Below are 15,625 nucleotides of genomic sequence, written 5' to 3'. Positions count from 1 at the left end.
GCAACGCACTCGCACCCGCGACGCCAATTATTGGATTCAGTCACTGCGGCGCAACCTCTGAAGCGCACCAGGGAGCCGGTCACCAGTCGCGCGCGACAACCGATATGATGAATTGCGATTGTGCTCAATCCATCAAGTCGGAGGTCGGATGGCGCCGAGTTTCCGGGATTCCGCCGAGCGGCCCCTCTACGAGATCAAGGCCAACCTGTTCAAGGCGCTCGCCCATCCCGCCCGCATCCGCATTCTGGAGATCCTGTCGTCCACCAGGCGCCCCACCCCGGTCAGCGAGATCCTCGCCGAGACCGGGCTCGAGCCGACCCTGCTCTCCCAGCATCTGGCGGTGCTCAAGCGGCACTACGTCGTCAGCGGTGAGCGGGTCGGCAACGCGGTGTACTACGAGCTCGCCCACCCCAAGATCTCGGAACTGTTGCTGATCGCCCGGACTTTCCTCACCGACACCCTGGGTGCGCGCCGCGATCAGCTCGAGATGCTGGGCTCCCTGCCGCCCGTCGGACAGCCGTGACGCTCGTCGGCGGACTCCGGCACGCCCGCTCGTTACTGCCGCGCCGCTCCGATTACGCCGGGCTGTCGCGGTCGTGGCGCCGGGATGTCTTGGCAGGCGTGACCGTCGGGGTTGTCGCGTTGCCGCTCGCACTGGCTTTCGGTATCAGTTCCGGCGCGGGGGCGGCCGCCGGTCTGATCACCGCGGTGGTCGCGGGACTCGTGGCCGCGGTGTTCGGGGGCTCGCACGTGCAGGTGTCGGGGCCGACCGGCGCGATGGCGGTGGTGCTGGCGCCCGTCGTGGCGCACTACGGGATGGGTTCCCTGGCGATGGTCACGGTGCTGGCCGGGGTGCTCGTGCTGCTGGCCGGTGTGACCGGGCTGGGACGGGCGGTCACGTTCATTCCGTGGCCGGTCATCGAGGGCTTCACCCTCGGTATCGCCGCGATCATCTTCCTGCAGCAAGTTCCGGCCGCACTCGGTCAGTCCGCATCACCCGGGGCGTCTCCGCTGGTCGCCGCGTTCCGGGCTGTCCTCGGGGTCGACTGGTCGCTCGCTGGACCGGCGCTGCTCGTCACCGTGCTGGTGGCCGCCGTGATGGTGGTGCTGCCCCGAATCCACCGCGCGATGCCGGAGTCACTGGTGGCGGTCATCGCGGCCACCGTGCTCGTGGTCGCGCTCGGTCTTCCGGTCGCCCGGATCGGTGAACTGCCCAGCCAGCTTCCGGCCCCGGTGCTGCCACATGCCGACTTCGGTGCGCTGCGAACGCTGCTCGGGGCCGCTTTGGCGATCGCCGCGCTCGCCGCCATCGAATCACTGTTGTCGGCGCGGGTGGCGGCCACGATGTCGCCCACCGGCCCCTACGACCCGAACCGTGAACTGGTCGGGCAGGGGCTGGCGTCGGTGGCGTCCGGGGTGTTCGGCGGCATGCCGGCCACCGGCGCGATCGCCCGGACGGCCGTCAACGTGCGCTCGGGCGCCCGCACCCGGGTGTCGGCGATCGTGCATTCTCTGGTGTTGCTGGCGGTGGTCTACCTGGCCAGCGGTCCTGTTGCGGCGATACCGCTGACGGCGCTGGCCGCCGTGCTGATGGTGACGTCGGTGCGCATGGTCTCGTTCCGCACCGTGGGCCGGCTCCTCGCCTCGACCCGCTCCGACGCGGTGACGTTCGTACTGACCGCGGTGATCACCGTCGGGTTCGACCTGATCGAGGCGGTGCAGATCGGGGTGGTGGTCGCGGCGGTCTTCGCGCTGCGCAGTGTCGCCCGGCGCAGCAGCGTCACCCGCGAGGAGCTGCCCGGCCCGCCGCGCCCCGGCGACGAGAAGATCGCCGTGCTGCGTCTCGACGGTGCGATGTTCTTCGGTGCGGCGGAGCGCATTTCGAACACCATCACCGACGCCGAGCATCCGGACGTGAAGGTCGTGATCATCCGGATGTCGCAGCTGGGCATGCTCGACGCCACCGGCGCGCACACGCTGGCGCAGATCGCCGAGGAACTGGAATCGCGCGGAGTCACGGTGATCATCAAGGGGGTGCGTCCCGAACACCGCGCTCTGCTGGCCAACGTCGGGGTGATCGACTCACTGCGGCACGAGAACCATCTGATCGACTCGCTCGACGACGCGGTCGAGCACGCCCGCAGCCACGTCTGACGACAGCCCCGGTTGCCGTGAGAAGATCCGGGACCGCTTGCGCCTACTTGAGCCGCTTCTTGATGCGCGCCAGCATCGCCGACATGCCCCGCAACCGCAGCGGGCTGATCAGCGCCGCCAGCCCGAGGTCGGTGTAGAAGTCGTCGGGCACGGCCAGGATGTCCTCGGCCGACTGCCCGTCCAGGCCGGCAGCCAGGATGGCGGCGAACCCCCGGGTGGTCGGCGCTTCGGCCGGCGCGCTGAAATGCAGCCGCACCTGGCTGCGGTCCTCGGCGTCGACATGCAGGAACAGCGGCGACTGGCATTCGGGCACCGGTTCCATCGCCGCCTCCTCGAGGTCGGCGGGCAGCGCGGGCAGCTCGTCGGCGAACTCCAGCAGCAGGGCGAGCTTGTCCTGCCCGTCCACCTCCTGGAAATCCGAGACGACCTCGGCCAGGGCAGCCGGCATGCTCATGAGGCGCCGGGCGCATCCCCCGGATCGGATCCGGTGGTCACGGGCACCCGCACGGCGTTGCCCCATTCGGTCCACGAGCCGTCGTAGTTGCGCACGCCCTCCATGCCGAGCAGGTGGGTCAGCACGAACCAGGTGTGGCTGGAGCGTTCCCCGATGCGGCAGTAGGCGATGACTCCCGAGTCGGTGCCGCCGGAGGGGGCGAACTGCCCGTAGAGCTCGTCGAGTTCGGCGCGGGACCGGAACTTGCCGTTGTCCTGGGCGGCCTTGGCCCACGGGATCGACACGGCGGTCGGGATGTGGCCGCCGCGCAGCGCGCCTTCTTCGGGGTAGTCGGGCATGTGGGTGCGCTCACCGGTGTACTCCTGCGGCGAGCGGACGTCGATCAACGGTTGCTTGCCCAGGATGGCCAGCACGTCTTCTTTGAACGCACGGATCGGGGCGTCGTTGCGCTCGACCACCGGGTAGCCGGTGGCCTGTTTGGACGGCACGTCGAGGGTGGTGTCACGGCCATCGGAGATCCACAGGTTGCGGCCGCCGTCGAGCAGGCGGACGTCGGGGTGGCCGAACAGGGTGAACACCCACAGCGCGTAGGCGGCCCACCAGTTGCTCTTGTCGCCGTAGATGACGACGGTGTCCTCGCGGGAGATGCCTTTGCGGTTCATCAGCTCGGCGAACTGCTCGCCGGTGATGTAGTCGCGCACCTCGGGGTCGTTGAGGTCGGTGTGCCAGTCGATCTTGACGGCGCCGGGGATGTGGCCGGTGTCGTAGAGCAGCACATCCTCGTCGGACTCGACGATGGCCAGGCCGGGGCGGCCGAGGTTGCCGGACAGCCAGTCGGCGGTGACCAGACGTTCCGGGTGGGCGTAGGACTGCAGGGCGGGGCTGGGATCAGGCGGTAACGGCACGCGCCCAGCCTACCGTCGGGACCGCCCGCTTCCGATGCCCGGGACCTGCGGCGCCGCCCCGGGAAGTGAGCCCGCTCACCACCTGGCTGGTGGGCCGCTGGGGGATTCCTGCCGGTTCGCTGGGGTCACCGGCTCATCGCTGGTAGAGGCCTTAATCTCAAGATCACAAGCGTGCTGGGCAGCGTCGCGCGGCAGTGAGCTTCTCTTACTCCCTGAAGGGGATGGGCAGACGATGAACAAGAATCTGGTCGCGGCGGTGTCGGCGGTGTGCATGATGGGCGCGGTGGTGACGGCGAGTCCGGCGCTGGCCGCCAAGGGCGATCCCGCCGCCGGCGGCACCCAGTCCACGTGGGAGATGCCGGATGTGAAGGGCATGATCCTGCACCCGGCGCTGCAGTCCATCCTGTCGGCCACGGGCGGCAAGCAGGTCAAGATCAACTACGTCGACGCCGGTCGCCTGGCGGTCTACAACGACGAGAACTGGATGGTGTGCGGGCAGTCGCCGGCACCCGGCGCCGAGACGGCGAAGTACTCGGTGACGCTGAAGGTGGAGCGTCCGGCGTTCGACGAATGCCCCTCCAGCTGAGCTGAACAATTCCCAGAAACTTCCGGGTTTCCTGATCTGATCTTGTGGGTAAGCCGCCAGGGTCGGAGTCGTGAACAGCCTGTTCTCGGCGCCGGTGCGCACAGCCAAATAACAGAAAGCCCTTGCCGCGTCAGCGGTGTGCTGACTGCTAGCCGCTGACCCTGGGGTGTCGGATCGGGAATGAGTCCCCTCGTGGGCGTTGCAGCGGAGCAGCCTTCCGACGCCGACCCTGATTTGAGGAAGGCTTCCCATGAGTAGCCCCGACAAGTCCCCGACCGCCGACTCTGCTGACGAAGCCCCTCCTGGGGTATTGAAAAAGGCCATCGCCGCCTCGGCGATCGGCAACGCCACCGAATGGTTCGACTACGGCCTCTACGCCTACGGCGTCACCTACATCTCGGCGGCCATCTTCCCCGGTGACACCACGGAGGCGACGCTCTTCGCGTTGATGACGTTCGCGGTGTCCTTCCTGGTGCGCCCGCTGGGCGGGTTCGTGTGGGGCCCGCTCGGTGACCGGCTCGGTCGCCGCCAGATCCTCGCCATCACGATCGTGCTGATGGCTTCGGCGACCTTCTGTGTGGGCCTGGTGCCCACCTACGACATGATCGGCTTCTGGGCGCCGGTGCTGATGATCGGCCTGCGGATGATCCAGGGCTTCTCCACCGGCGGTGAGTACGGCGGTGCCGCTACCTTCATGGCCGAGTACGCGCCGCCGCGCCGCCGCGGATTCATGGGCAGCTTCCTGGAATTCGGCACGCTGGCCGGCTTCTCGGCCGGTGCGCTGCTGATGCTCGGCTTCTCGCTGGTGCTCAACGACGACCAGATGGGCAGCTGGGGCTGGCGCATCCCGTTCCTGATCGCCGCGCCGCTGGGCATCGTCGGTATCTATCTGAGAACCAAGCTCGAGGACACCCCGGTGTTCAAGGAGTTGGAGGATCAGGGCAAGGAAGAGGCGAACATCGGCTCGGAGTTCAAGGACCTCATCACCCGCTACTGGTCTCCGATCCTGAAGCTCGGCGGCCTGGTGGTCGCGCTCAACGTGGTCAACTACACGCTGCTGTCCTACATGCCGACCTATCTCGAGCAGGGCATCGGGCTGTCGACCGACATGTCGCTGGTGGTCCCGATCATCGGCATGCTGGCGATGATGGTGTTCGTGCCCTTCGCGGGTCATCTGTCCGACCGGGTCGGTCGAAAGCCGATGTGGTGGGTGTCGCTGATCGGCCTGTTCATCATGGTGGTGCCGATGTTCATGCTGATGTCCACCGGTGTGGTGGGCGCGATCATCGGCTTCGCGGTGCTGGGTCTGCTGTATGTGCCTCAGCTGGCGACGATTTCGGCGATGTTCCCGGCCATGTTCCCGACCCAGGTGCGCTTCGCCGGCTTCGCGATCGCCTACAACGTGTCGACGTCGATCTTCGGCGGCACCGCTCCGGCGGTCAACGAGTGGTTGGTGGCCGAATCAGGCAACAACCTGTGGCCCGCGTTCTACATGATGATCGCCGTGGTGATCGGTGCCATCGCGCTGTTGAAGGTGCCCGAGACCACGCGGTGCCCGATCAACGGCACCGAGATCCCGGGCACCCCGGAAGCCCCGCCCCAACTGGAGCTCGTCGGGGCGGGCAGCCGGTCCTGAGCCGGTCGGCGCCGCTCGGCCGAAGGCGTTGTACCGCCTGGCCGAGCGGCGCTGCGTCGTTCAGCCGACGGCGTTGACGGCGTCGGCCCAGCGGCGCTGCTTTGTTCAGCCGACGGCGTTGACGGCGTCGGCCCAGATGCCGACCGCCTCGTCCACCTGATCGGCGTCGACCACCAGCGCGGGGATGAACCGCACCACCTGACCCCACGCCCCGCAGGTCAGCAGCAGCAGGCCGCGGCGGGCAGCCTCCTGCTGGGCTGCCGTCGCCGCCGCACCGTCGGGTTTGCCTGCGGCGTCGCGGAATTCGTTGCCGAGCATCAGGCCCAGCCCACGCACGTCGGTGATCGCGTCGTGCTTGTCGGCGACCAGCTGCAGCCCCTGACGCAGCTGGTCGCCGCGGGCGGCGGCGTTGTCGACCAGGTTCTCGTCGCGGATCACGTCCAGCGTCGCCAGTGCCGCCGCGCAGGCCACTGCGTTGCCGCCGTAGGTGCCGCCCTGCGAGCCCGGCCACGCCTTGCTCATCAGCTCCTCGGTGGCCGCGATCGCCGAGAGCGGGAACCCGGACGCCAGGCCCTTGGCGGTGATCAGGACGTCGGGCCGGACGAACCCGTCCGAGGCGAAATGTTCGTGGCCCCAGAACTTTCCGGTACGCCCGACACCGGTCTGCACCTCGTCGATCACCAGCACGATGCCGTGCTGGTCGGCTCGCTCACGCAGCCCGGCCAGGAAGCGGGCGTTGGCAGGGACGTAACCGCCCTCGCCGAGCACCGGTTCGACGACGAACGCGGCGGTGTCGGCGGGCGCGGTCATGGTCTGCAGCAGGTAATCCAGTTGGGCCAGGGCGAAATCGGTGGCCTGCTCGACCGGCCAGCCGTAGTGCGTCGGGTCCGGGAACGGGGCGACGTGCACACCGGCCATCATCGGCGCGAAGCCGGACCGGAACTTGGTGCCCGAGGTGGTCATCGATGCGGCGGCGACGGTGCGGCCGTGGAAGCCGCCGTGGAACACCACGACGTTGGGCCGCCCGGTGGCTTGGCGCGCCAGCCGCAGCGCGGCCTCGACGGCCTCGCTGCCGGAGTTGGTGAAGAACATGCGCTCGAGTCCCGCCGGCAGCACCTCGCCGAGCCGGTCGACGAGGTCGAGCAGGGGACGGTGCATGACGGTGGTGTACTGCGCGTGGATCAGCGTGCCCACCTGGCGTTGGGCGGCCTCGACGACGTGGGGGTGGCAGTGGCCGGTGCTGGTGACGCCGATGCCGGCGGTGAAGTCGAGATACCGTCGGTTGTCCTCGTCGTAGAGCACGGCGCCTTCACCGCGGGCGGCCAGCACGCCGGTTGCTTGCTTGAGGACGGGCGAAAGAGCGGTCACAGCGAGTCCCTTGATTGTCGACGGGTAGATTGTCAACAATCTAGCGGACGTGGTTGTCGAATTTGAAGGGGTGGTGCAGTGGACCAGGCACGGGTCGTCGCGGCGGTCGAGAGAGGTCTGTTCATCGACGGCAAGTGGGTCGACGCCACCGGCGGGCGCACGTTCGACGTCGTCAACCCCGCCACCGGGCAGACGCTGTGCGCGGTCGCAGACGCCTCGCCCGAGGACGGTCGCGCCGCACTGGATGCGGCGGTGGCCGCCCAGCCCGCGTTCGCAGCGATGCCCCCGCGGGAACGCGCCGACATCCTCACCCGCGCGTTCGAGCTGCTGCATGAGCGCGTCGACGACCTGGCGCTGCTGATGACCCTGGAGATGGGCAAGCCGTTGGCCGAGGCCCGCGGCGAGATCGCCTACGCCGCAGAGTTCTTCCGCCACTTCGCCGGTGAGGCGGTGCGCATCGACGGCGGCTACCAGACTGCCCCGGCGGGTGGGGCGCGCTTCCTGGTCACCCGTCAGCCCGTCGGGCCGTGCCTGCTGATCACGCCGTGGAACTTCCCGATGGCGATGGGCACCCGCAAGCTCGGCCCCGCCATCGCGGCCGGCTGCACCAGCGTCATCAAGCCGGCGCCGCAGACCCCGCTGTCGATGCTGGCGCTGATGGACCTGCTGGTCGAGGCGGGTCTGCCGCCGGGTGCGGTCAACTGCATCGCCACCACCGACGCCGGCGCGGTGATCGAGCCGATGATCCGCTCCGGGGCGATCCGCAAGCTGTCGTTCACCGGCTCCACCGCGGTCGGGCGCAAACTCTTGGAGCAGTGCGCCGAGAAGATCCTGCGCACCTCGCTGGAACTGGGCGGCAACGCGCCGTTCGTGGTGTTCGAGGACGCCGATCTCGACGAAGCAGTCGACGGTGCGATCGCGGCCAAGATGCGCAACATGGGGGAGGCGTGCACCGCGGCCAACCGGATCTACGTGCAGTCCTCGGTCATCGACGAGTTCGGCCGCCGGCTGGCCGAGAAGATGTCGGCGCTGAGGGTGGGCCCCGGCACCGAGGACGGCGTCAACGTCGGCCCGCTGATCGACGCTGCGGCGCTCCAGAAGGTCGAGACGCTGGTCGCCGACGCGGTCTCACGCGGGGCGTCGGTGCTGACCGGGGGCACCGCGCCGGGCGGGGAGGGGTTCTTCTACCCGCCGACGGTGCTGACCGGGGTGCCGCGCGACGCGGCGATGTGTGATCAGGAGATCTTCGGGCCCGTCGCGCCGCTGACGCCGTTCGACACCGAGGAGGAGGTGGTCGCGGCCGCCAACGACACCGAATACGGTTTGGTGTCTTACGTGTTCACCAACGATCTGCGTCGCGCGCTGCGGGTGGCCGAGGCGTTGGAGACCGGCATGGTCGGGCTGAACCAGGGCGTGGTGTCGAATCCGGCTGCCCCGTTCGGCGGGGTGAAGGCTTCCGGGCTGGGCCGCGAGGGCGGCTCGGTCGGCATCGACGAATTCCTCGAGACGAAGTACATCGGCATCAAGATGTGACGTTAGGTTGCGTTGAAACTGCGTTCAGCGCGGGGTTTTCGCCCATTTTCCCGCAGCCAGCGCAGCCCCAACGCACGAACCGGACTCCGGTTATACCGAGTTATACTCTCTTGATGAAGACGGCCATTTCCCTGCCAGACGAGACGTTCGAGCGTGTGACTCGGCGTGCCAACGACCTCGGTATGAGTCGATCCGAGTTCTTCACCCGGGCCGCGCAGAGATATCTCGACGAACTGGATGCATCGTCGCTGACCGAGCACATCAACGGTGCGTTGGAACGCCTCGTCGGCCCCGACGAAGAGGTGGCCGATGCGGTGGAAGCCGGGCATCGCGTATTGCATGACACGGATGATGAGTGGTGATCAAACGCGGGGACATCTACTGGGCTGACCTCGCGCCGCCGACAGGCAGCCGTCCCGCCAAGCACCGACCGGTGCTCATCGTTCAGTCTGAGCCATATAACTTGAGCCGTCTTGCCACCGTTCTCGCCGTGGTGATCACATCGAACACGGCGCTGGCGGCAATGCCCGGCAATGTCTTCCTACCGGCAAGTGTCACGGGACTACCCCGCGATTCGGTCGTCAACGTGACTGCCCTGATCACCTTGAACAAGACCGACCTCACCGACCGAGTTGGAGGTGTGCCGCCCAGCCTGATGGCCGGCGTCGACGGGGGGCTCCGGCGCGTGCTGGATCTCTGAGCAGTGCATGGCGAGTGCTCACCGGGCGAGGAGTGGGTGCCCTAGGCAGCTGCGGAGCGTGCCGGGGTGTCGCAGCTGGCGGGTTGGCAGGTGGCAGCTGGGTCACTGCAAACCTGTTTGAGGTGCTCGGAGCGAGATCGACATGACGGCTGCTGTTTTCGCTCGATTGGGGTGTTTTCACAGCCCGGATGTCAATCTGGGCTATAGCACTGAATCGAGAGTTGTTCCCCAACATGGCCGCGATCCACAGCCGTGCTGCGGAACCCGGCTGCACCACACGGACGTGTCACACCGTCCGGCGAGCGTGGCCGCATGCGCGAACCGTTCCTCGGCAGTGAGGCGATCACGGAAGGCACGCTGACCCGTGGGGCACTGCGCTGGAACTACACCAGCCTGCTTCCCGACGTCTACATCCACAAGGACGCACGCATCGACACCTGGGCCAAAGCTCAGGCGGCCTGGTTGTGGACGGGCCGCCGCGGCGTCATCGCCGGCCGGACCGCGGCCGCGCTGGCCGGCGTCAAGCCCATCGACCCCCGCGCGCCCATCGAGATCATCGCACCGCCGCGGCGGACCCAGCCGGGCATCATCGTCCGCAACGAACGCATCGACGGTGACGAGATCGACCCGGACGGGGTGCCGCCGCGGACGAATGCGGCGCGCACCGCGTTCGACATCGCCAGGCGTCTGCCGCTGAAGGAGGCCATCGTCGTCCTGGATCAGCTCGCGGCGATAGCCGACATCACGCCGGCAGGCGTCGAGCCGTTGCAGCACCGCTATCAGGGCGCCCGCGGAACGTGGGAGGCGCGCGACGCCATCAGGATGATGGACGCCGGCTCCAGGTCTCCCGAAGAATCGTTGCTGCGGCTGTCACTGCTCCAGAGTTGTCTGCCGCCTCCGCAGACCAACATCGAGATCAGCGAGGAACTCTGGGATGCGGCCATCGCCATGGGGTGGCCGGACGCTCGGGTCGGAGTGGAATGGGGCCCGCACCGCCGCCCCGTCCACCTCGACGTCAAGTTCCGGCATCTGCTCTATGAGCGGGGTTGGATATGATCGAGGCCATGCCGAACAAACGCGTGGGCTTCACAATCGAGAAGTGCTGGAAGGCGCTGCGTCGGCGCGGTGCGGTGCGGTGAACTGAGCTGAGCTACGACACCACCGCGTCGACCGGCTCCTCGGCGGGCGCCTCGAAGAGTCGGGCCAGCGCGTCGTCCATGTGGGCGACCATCAGCCGGTCGGTCAGCTCGGGATCGCCGGAGCGCACTGCCGTGGCCAGCGTGCGGTGCTCCTCTTCGCGGAAGTCGGACTTGGCGTAGGAGTCGTCGAGCGAGTGGATGCACATGCGGGTCTCGGTGATGACGGTCTGGTGCATGCGGCGCAGATGCTTGCTGCCAGACAGCGACACCAGCAGCTCGTGGAATTCGATGTCGAGCTCACTCATCTCGGCCGCCGACGCCGCACGGCCCATCTTGTCCACGACGGCCAGCAGCGCATCCCCGGCGGCGACGAAGTCCCCGGACACCACGATGCTGCGCGCCGCGGCGCGTTCGATGGCCTCGCGCGCGATGTACATGTCGCGGATGTCCTCGGGCGTCATGTCGATGACGAACAGCCCGCGGTTGCGGATCGCGACCAGCAACCCTTCCTGGGTCAGCCGCTGCATGCCTTCACGCAGCGGGCCGCGGCTGACGCCGAGCTGGCGGGCGAGGTCGGCCTCCAGCAGCTGTTCGCCGGGCTTGAGTTCGCCGTAGCCGATCGCGGCGCGCAGCTTGTCGGCGATGATGCTCGGCGTCGAGCGCTGCACCAGCGGCCCGATGTGCCCGGTCATCTTCGGCTCCCGAACAACGCGCCCAGGCCGGGCAGTTCGGGTACCGGCCCCAGCAGCTCCAGGCCCTTCCACACCGTCACCTGGTTGGCGGTCAGCACCGGCTTGCCCACGGCGGCCTCCAGTTGGTCGATGATCGCCAGCGTGTGCATCGCGGTGTCGGGCACCAGCACCGCCTCGGCGTCGGGGTGATCGGCCGCAGTCACCATGTCCACGACGCGGGACGGTTCCAGCGTGCCGACTTCGGCGGCGGTGTAGATGCCGTGGCTGCCCATCGACACCACCTCGGCGCCGCCGTCGGTGAGGAATCCGACGAAGTGCTGGGCGACGTCGTCGGGGTAGGACGCGGCGACGGCGACGCGGCGGATCCCGAGGTGGCGCAGCGCGTCGACGAACGCGATCGACGTCGACGACGCCGGCACCCCGGCCGCGTCGGCGACGGCGGCGGCCTGCGCGCGGGCGCCCTGCGGGCCGAACACGAAGCTGCCCGACGTGCAGGCCCACATCACCGCGTCGGGCTGCGCGCCGGACAGCTGGGACGCACCGTCGGCGAGGCGGGCGCCGCTGCCGATGTCGAGCAGCGCATCGACGCGGTGGGCGTCCTCGCCGACCGAGGTGATCACCACCGGGAGCCGCACCGCGCCGGAGATGCGCTGTTCGAGTGCGGGAAAATCGTCTTCGGCGCTGTGTCCGGGGTAGAGCAGACCGACCGTTGGCATAGAGGACCTCCTTGGCTGACCGCCACCCAGATAGGTAGATTGTCAACAATGTTAACGCCCGCGACCTACGACGTCAGGCGGCTGGGGGCCCAGCTGCGTTCCGAGGTTCGCGGCACCGTCGCCGACGACGCGACGGCGCGGGCCCTGTATGCCACCGACGCCTCGAACTACCGGGTGGTGCCAGAGCTGGTCGTGGTCCCGAGAGACGTCGACGATTTGGCCGCCGCGGTCGCGCTGACGGCCGCAGCACAAGCCCCGGTCGTGATGCGCGGGGGCGGCACCTCGATGGCCGGCAACGCGATCGGCGGCGTGGTGATCGACGCGTCGCGCCACGTCAACAAGATCCTCGACATCGACACCACCGCCCGCACCGCGCTGGTCGAACCCGGGGTGGTGCTCACCCATCTGCTGGCCGCGGCCAAACCACACCAGCTGGCGTTCGGTGCGGACCCGTCCTCGGCCAGTCGCGCCACGCTGGGCGGGATGATCGCCAACAACGCGTGCGGCGCGCATTCGGTGGCGTGGGGCACCACCGCCGACAACGTGCGCGCGCTGGAGGTGCTGCTCGCCGACGGCACCCGCACCACGGTCACCTCCCACGGTGACCGCCAGACGCTGGCGGCGCTGCCCGGTGCCGAGGGCGAACTGCACCGCCACCTCACCGGATTCGTCGACACCCACGAGACGGTGATCCGGCGGCGGTTCGGGCAGTTCACCCGCCAGATCTCCGGCTACGCGCTGCATGAGCTGCTGCCCGAACGCGGCTACAACGTCGCCGCGCTGCTGTGCGGCAGCGAGGGCGGGTTCGCCGCGACGCTGCGCGCGACGGTGGCGCTGACCCCGCTGCCGGCGGCGCGGGTGCTGTGCGTGCTCGGGTTCGCCGACTCGATCGCCTCGGCCGAATGCGTGCCGACGGTGCTGGCGCACAGCCCGCTGACGATGGAGTCGATCAACGACCAACTCGTCGACCGGCTGCCCGGCGAGGTGCGCCGCGCCGCGATCGACGCCGGGCTGCCCGCCGGGCGGGCCTGGGTGCTGGTCGAGATGGGCGGCGAGGATCTGATCGCGGCGACCATGGCCGCCGAGAAGATGCTGGTGGCGCTGAAGGATTCGGGCTCGCCGGCGACGGCGTCGCTGGTGACCGAGCCGGCCGCGCAGGCGGTGCTGTGGCGGTGTCGCACCGACGCCGCCGGGCTGGCCACCCGCCGCGCCGACGGCGCCGAGGCGTGGGGCGGCTGGGAGGACGCCGCGGTGCCGCCGCACCGGCTGGCCGACTACCTGCGTGGCCTGGACGCGCTGATGGCCCGCTACGGGCTGGCCGGGGCGTCCTACGGGCACTTCGGTGAGGGCTGCATGCACATGCGCATCGACTTCGACCTGCTCTCCGACGACGGCATCCGCGCCTACCGCGCGTTCGTCGAGGAGGCCACCGATCTGGTGGTGTCGCTGGGTGGTTCGGTGTCCGGGGAGCACGGCGACGGCCGGGCCCGCTCGGAGCTGCTGGGCCGGATGTACGGCGATGACGGTCTGGCGCTGATGGCCGGCATGAAGGACATCTGGGATCCGCGCCGGGTGCTCAACCCCGGGGTGGTGGTGGATCCGCCGCCGCTGGACGCCGACATCCGCCATCAGGCGCCGCTGCAGCGAAAGCCGTTGACGCTGTTCGCCTATCCGGACGATCACGGCGACTTCGCCCAGGCGCAGCGCCGCTGCGTGGGCATCGGCAAATGCCGCCAGACCAGCGGCGGGGTGATGTGCCCGAGCTATCAGGCCACCCGCGAGGAGCAGCACTCCACCCGCGGGCGCGCGCATCTGCTGTGGGAGATGCTCCAGGGTGACGTGGTGACCGACGGGTGGCGATCCACCGAGGTGCGCGACGCACTCGATCTGTGCCTGTCGTGCAAGGGGTGTCTGTGGGACTGCCCCGTCAACGTCGACATGGCCACCTACAAGGCGGAATTCACCCACCACCACTACCAGGGCCGGCCCTGGGCGCGGCCGCTGTCGCACTGGTCGATGGGTTGGCTGCCGCTGTGGTCGCGGGTCGCGGCCAAGGCGCCGAAGCTCGCCAACCGGCTGGCCCGGGGCCCGCTGGTCAAACGCCTCGGTGGCATCGCCGACGAACGCGAGATCCCGCAGTTCGCCGAGCAGACGTTCACGTCGTGGTTCGCCGCCCGGCCCGTCACCGCCGGGCCGAAGGGGCGGGTGCTGCTGTGGCCGGACAGCTTCACCAATCACCTTGCCCCGCAGGTCGGTCAGGCCGCGGTCGCGGTGCTCGAAGCGGCCGGTTATCAGGCGGTGCTGCCCGAGCGGCCGGTGTGCTGCGGGCTGACGTGGATCTCGACCGGGCAGCTGAACGCGGCGAAGAAACGGCTGACGTCCTCGCTGACCGCGCTCGCCCCGCACCTGGCCGCCGGCACCCCGATCGTCGGCCTGGAGCCCAGCTGTACCGCGGTGCTGCGCCGCGACGCGCACGAGCTGCTGCCGGATGACCCTCGCGCCGCCCAGGCCGCCGAGACCACGCACACGTTCGCCGAGTTCGTCCTCGCCTCCGGCTGGCAGCCGCCGCAGCTCGATGCGCAGGCACTGGTGCAGACGCACTGTCACCAGCACGCCGTGCTGGGCTTCGACGCCGACCGCACGTTGATGGCCAAGGCCGGCATCGCCGCCGACATCCCGGACTCCGGATGCTGTGGCCTGGCGGGCAATTTCGGCTTCGAGCGCGGCCACTACGAGGTGTCCCAGCAGGTGGGGGAGCGGGTGCTGCTGCCCGCGGTGCGCAACGCCGCACCGGAGACAGCGGTGGTCGCCGACGGGTTCAGCTGCCGCACCCAGATCGCGCAGGGCACCGAAAGGCGCGCGGTGCACCTGGCGGAGCTGCTGGCGCGCGGACTCTGAGTTTGGTGCCGCCGAGATGCTTCGAGATTGTCGTAGCGGCTGTCCTGAAGGAGTTCCCGCAGCCCTGGGCGCAATCTCGGCTCCCAGTCGACGGGCGCGGCGCCGAGGGCTCTACCGCTCCATCAGCTGCTGGCCGGGCCCGACCGCCTTGCGGCCGATCAGGCTCAGCGCATGCCACATGGTGACCTGGTTGGCCGTGAGCACCGGCTTGCCGAGTTCGGCTTCCAGCTCGGCGATCACGTCGTAGGTCGGCATGTTGGTGCAGCTGATGAACACCGCCTGCGCGTCGTCGGTGTCGGTCTCGCGGACCAACCGGCGGGTGACGTCGTGCGGCACCGTCCAGATGTCCGACGTCAGCCCCAGCCCCGCGGCCGCGGTCACCTCGATGCCCGACTCACCCAGGAACGCCGTCAAACCCACGGTCAGGTCGGCGGTGTACGGGGTGGCCGTGGCGACGCGGGTGTAGCCGAGGTAGCGCAGCGCCGAGAGCAATGCGCCGCTGGTGGTCAATGCCAGCGGCGACCCTGCCGCCAGCATCGCCTCGACCAGCGCCTGTTCGGCCAGCGGGCCGCCGACGAAACTGCCCGACGTACAGGCATAGGCGGTGACCAGCGGTCCGATCGCCGAGACGTCGGTGACGCAGCGGGCGGCGGATTCGGGGTCGGAGATGTGCACGGCCATCTCCATGGTGGCCGGCATGGGGGCATAGGGCAGTCGGGTGATGTGGAGGCTCACGTCATTGGGAAGCCACCGCCAGAGTTCGCGATCCAGCGCGAAATCGTAGGGCACTACAACGCCGATACCGGCTTGCTGCAGAGGTGGCGACGGGTTCATTGGCACAGTG

Annotated in this window: 15 protein-coding genes; 9 read left to right on the top strand and 6 right to left on the bottom strand. The window is 69.1% G+C overall.

All coding sequences use genetic code 11. The annotated features are described in order from the left end of the window. The first annotated feature begins 148 nt into the window (after nt 1–148). Entirely contained in the window at nt 149–523 is a 375-nt protein-coding gene (locus J3476_RS05445; RefSeq protein ID WP_207065495.1) for a metalloregulator ArsR/SmtB family transcription factor, read from the top strand. After that, nucleotides 520–2,154: a SulP family inorganic anion transporter gene (locus tag J3476_RS05440; protein ID WP_207065494.1), complete on the top strand. Its 1,635-nt coding sequence runs from the start codon at nt 520–522 to the stop codon at nt 2,152–2,154. Before J3476_RS05445 ends, J3476_RS05440 begins: the two co-directional genes overlap by 4 nt. Nucleotides 2,155–2,197: 43 nt before the next feature. On the opposite strand, the gene J3476_RS05435 is transcribed toward J3476_RS05440, so the two are convergent. Together J3476_RS05435 and J3476_RS05430 are read right to left on the bottom strand one after the other, a co-directional pair. Next, complete coding sequence (locus J3476_RS05435; RefSeq protein WP_207065493.1) at nt 2,198–2,608, bottom strand: SufE family protein; 411 nt, start codon at nt 2,606–2,608, stop codon at nt 2,198–2,200. After that, nucleotides 2,605–3,513, bottom strand: coding sequence for a sulfurtransferase (locus tag J3476_RS05430; protein WP_207065492.1), 909 nt, complete (start codon nt 3,511–3,513; stop codon nt 2,605–2,607). The genes J3476_RS05435 and J3476_RS05430 overlap by 4 nt, the downstream gene beginning before the upstream one ends. Before the next feature lie 232 nt (nt 3,514–3,745). Here J3476_RS05430 and J3476_RS05425 point away from each other — a divergent pair, with 232 nt between their 5' ends. Both J3476_RS05425 and J3476_RS05420 read left to right on the top strand, forming a co-directional pair. Then, entirely contained in the window at nt 3,746–4,099 is a 354-nt protein-coding gene (locus J3476_RS05425) for a hypothetical protein (protein WP_207065491.1), read from the top strand. Between the two features lie 250 nt (nt 4,100–4,349). Next, a complete protein-coding gene (locus tag J3476_RS05420; RefSeq protein WP_207065490.1) occupies nt 4,350–5,735 on the top strand; it encodes an MFS transporter in 1,386 nt (461 codons plus the stop codon). Between the two features lie 105 nt (nt 5,736–5,840). Here the strand turns inward: J3476_RS05420 and J3476_RS05415 are convergent, their stop codons facing one another. Beyond that, nucleotides 5,841–7,103 (bottom strand): aspartate aminotransferase family protein, encoded by a 1,263-nt coding sequence (locus tag J3476_RS05415; RefSeq protein ID WP_207065489.1) that lies wholly within the window; start codon nt 7,101–7,103, stop codon nt 5,841–5,843. Nucleotides 7,104–7,181: 78 nt separating this feature from the next. On the opposite strand from J3476_RS05415, the gene J3476_RS05410 reads away from it, so the two are divergent. The 4 genes from J3476_RS05410 to J3476_RS05395 all read left to right on the top strand — a co-directional run bounded on the left by J3476_RS05410 (nt 7,182) and on the right by J3476_RS05395 (nt 10,392). Then, a complete protein-coding gene (locus tag J3476_RS05410; protein WP_207065488.1) occupies nt 7,182–8,636 on the top strand; it encodes an NAD-dependent succinate-semialdehyde dehydrogenase in 1,455 nt (484 codons plus the stop codon). 113 nt (nt 8,637–8,749) lie between these two features. Beyond that, on the top strand, nt 8,750–8,998 hold the full coding sequence (locus tag J3476_RS05405) for a ribbon-helix-helix protein, CopG family (protein WP_207065487.1): 249 nt from the start codon (nt 8,750–8,752) through the stop codon (nt 8,996–8,998). Next, a complete protein-coding gene (locus tag J3476_RS05400; RefSeq protein ID WP_207065486.1) occupies nt 8,992–9,336 on the top strand; it encodes a type II toxin-antitoxin system PemK/MazF family toxin in 345 nt (114 codons plus the stop codon). The genes J3476_RS05405 and J3476_RS05400 overlap by 7 nt, the downstream gene beginning before the upstream one ends. A gap of 312 nt (nt 9,337–9,648) precedes the next feature. Next, entirely contained in the window at nt 9,649–10,392 is a 744-nt protein-coding gene (locus tag J3476_RS05395; RefSeq protein WP_207065485.1) for a hypothetical protein, read from the top strand. Nucleotides 10,393–10,486: 94 nt separating this feature from the next. On the opposite strand, the gene J3476_RS05390 is transcribed toward J3476_RS05395, so the two are convergent. After that, a complete protein-coding gene (locus J3476_RS05390; RefSeq protein ID WP_207065484.1) occupies nt 10,487–11,167 on the bottom strand; it encodes a GntR family transcriptional regulator in 681 nt (226 codons plus the stop codon). Further along, on the bottom strand, nt 11,164–11,883 hold the full coding sequence (locus J3476_RS05385; protein WP_207065483.1) for a maleate cis-trans isomerase: 720 nt from the start codon (nt 11,881–11,883) through the stop codon (nt 11,164–11,166). Before J3476_RS05385 ends, J3476_RS05390 begins: the two co-directional genes overlap by 4 nt. A gap of 48 nt (nt 11,884–11,931) precedes the next feature. Between J3476_RS05385 and J3476_RS05380 the strand changes: the two genes are divergently transcribed. Beyond that, nucleotides 11,932–14,781, top strand: a complete 2,850-nt coding sequence (locus tag J3476_RS05380) for an FAD-binding and (Fe-S)-binding domain-containing protein (protein WP_207065482.1) — start codon at nt 11,932–11,934, stop codon at nt 14,779–14,781. Nucleotides 14,782–14,892: 111 nt separating this feature from the next. Here the strand turns inward: J3476_RS05380 and J3476_RS05375 are convergent, their stop codons facing one another. After that, nucleotides 14,893–15,615, bottom strand: a complete 723-nt coding sequence (locus J3476_RS05375; protein WP_286182631.1) for an Asp/Glu racemase — start codon at nt 15,613–15,615, stop codon at nt 14,893–14,895. Nucleotides 15,616–15,625: the final 10 nt, after the last annotated feature.

The sequence above is a fragment of the Mycobacterium sp. PO1 genome (assembly GCF_017312405.1).
Lineage (GTDB): Bacteria > Actinomycetota > Actinomycetes > Mycobacteriales > Mycobacteriaceae > Mycobacterium.
Note: the sequence above shows the minus strand (reverse complement) of the source record. Positions and strands in the feature narration are given on the sequence as shown.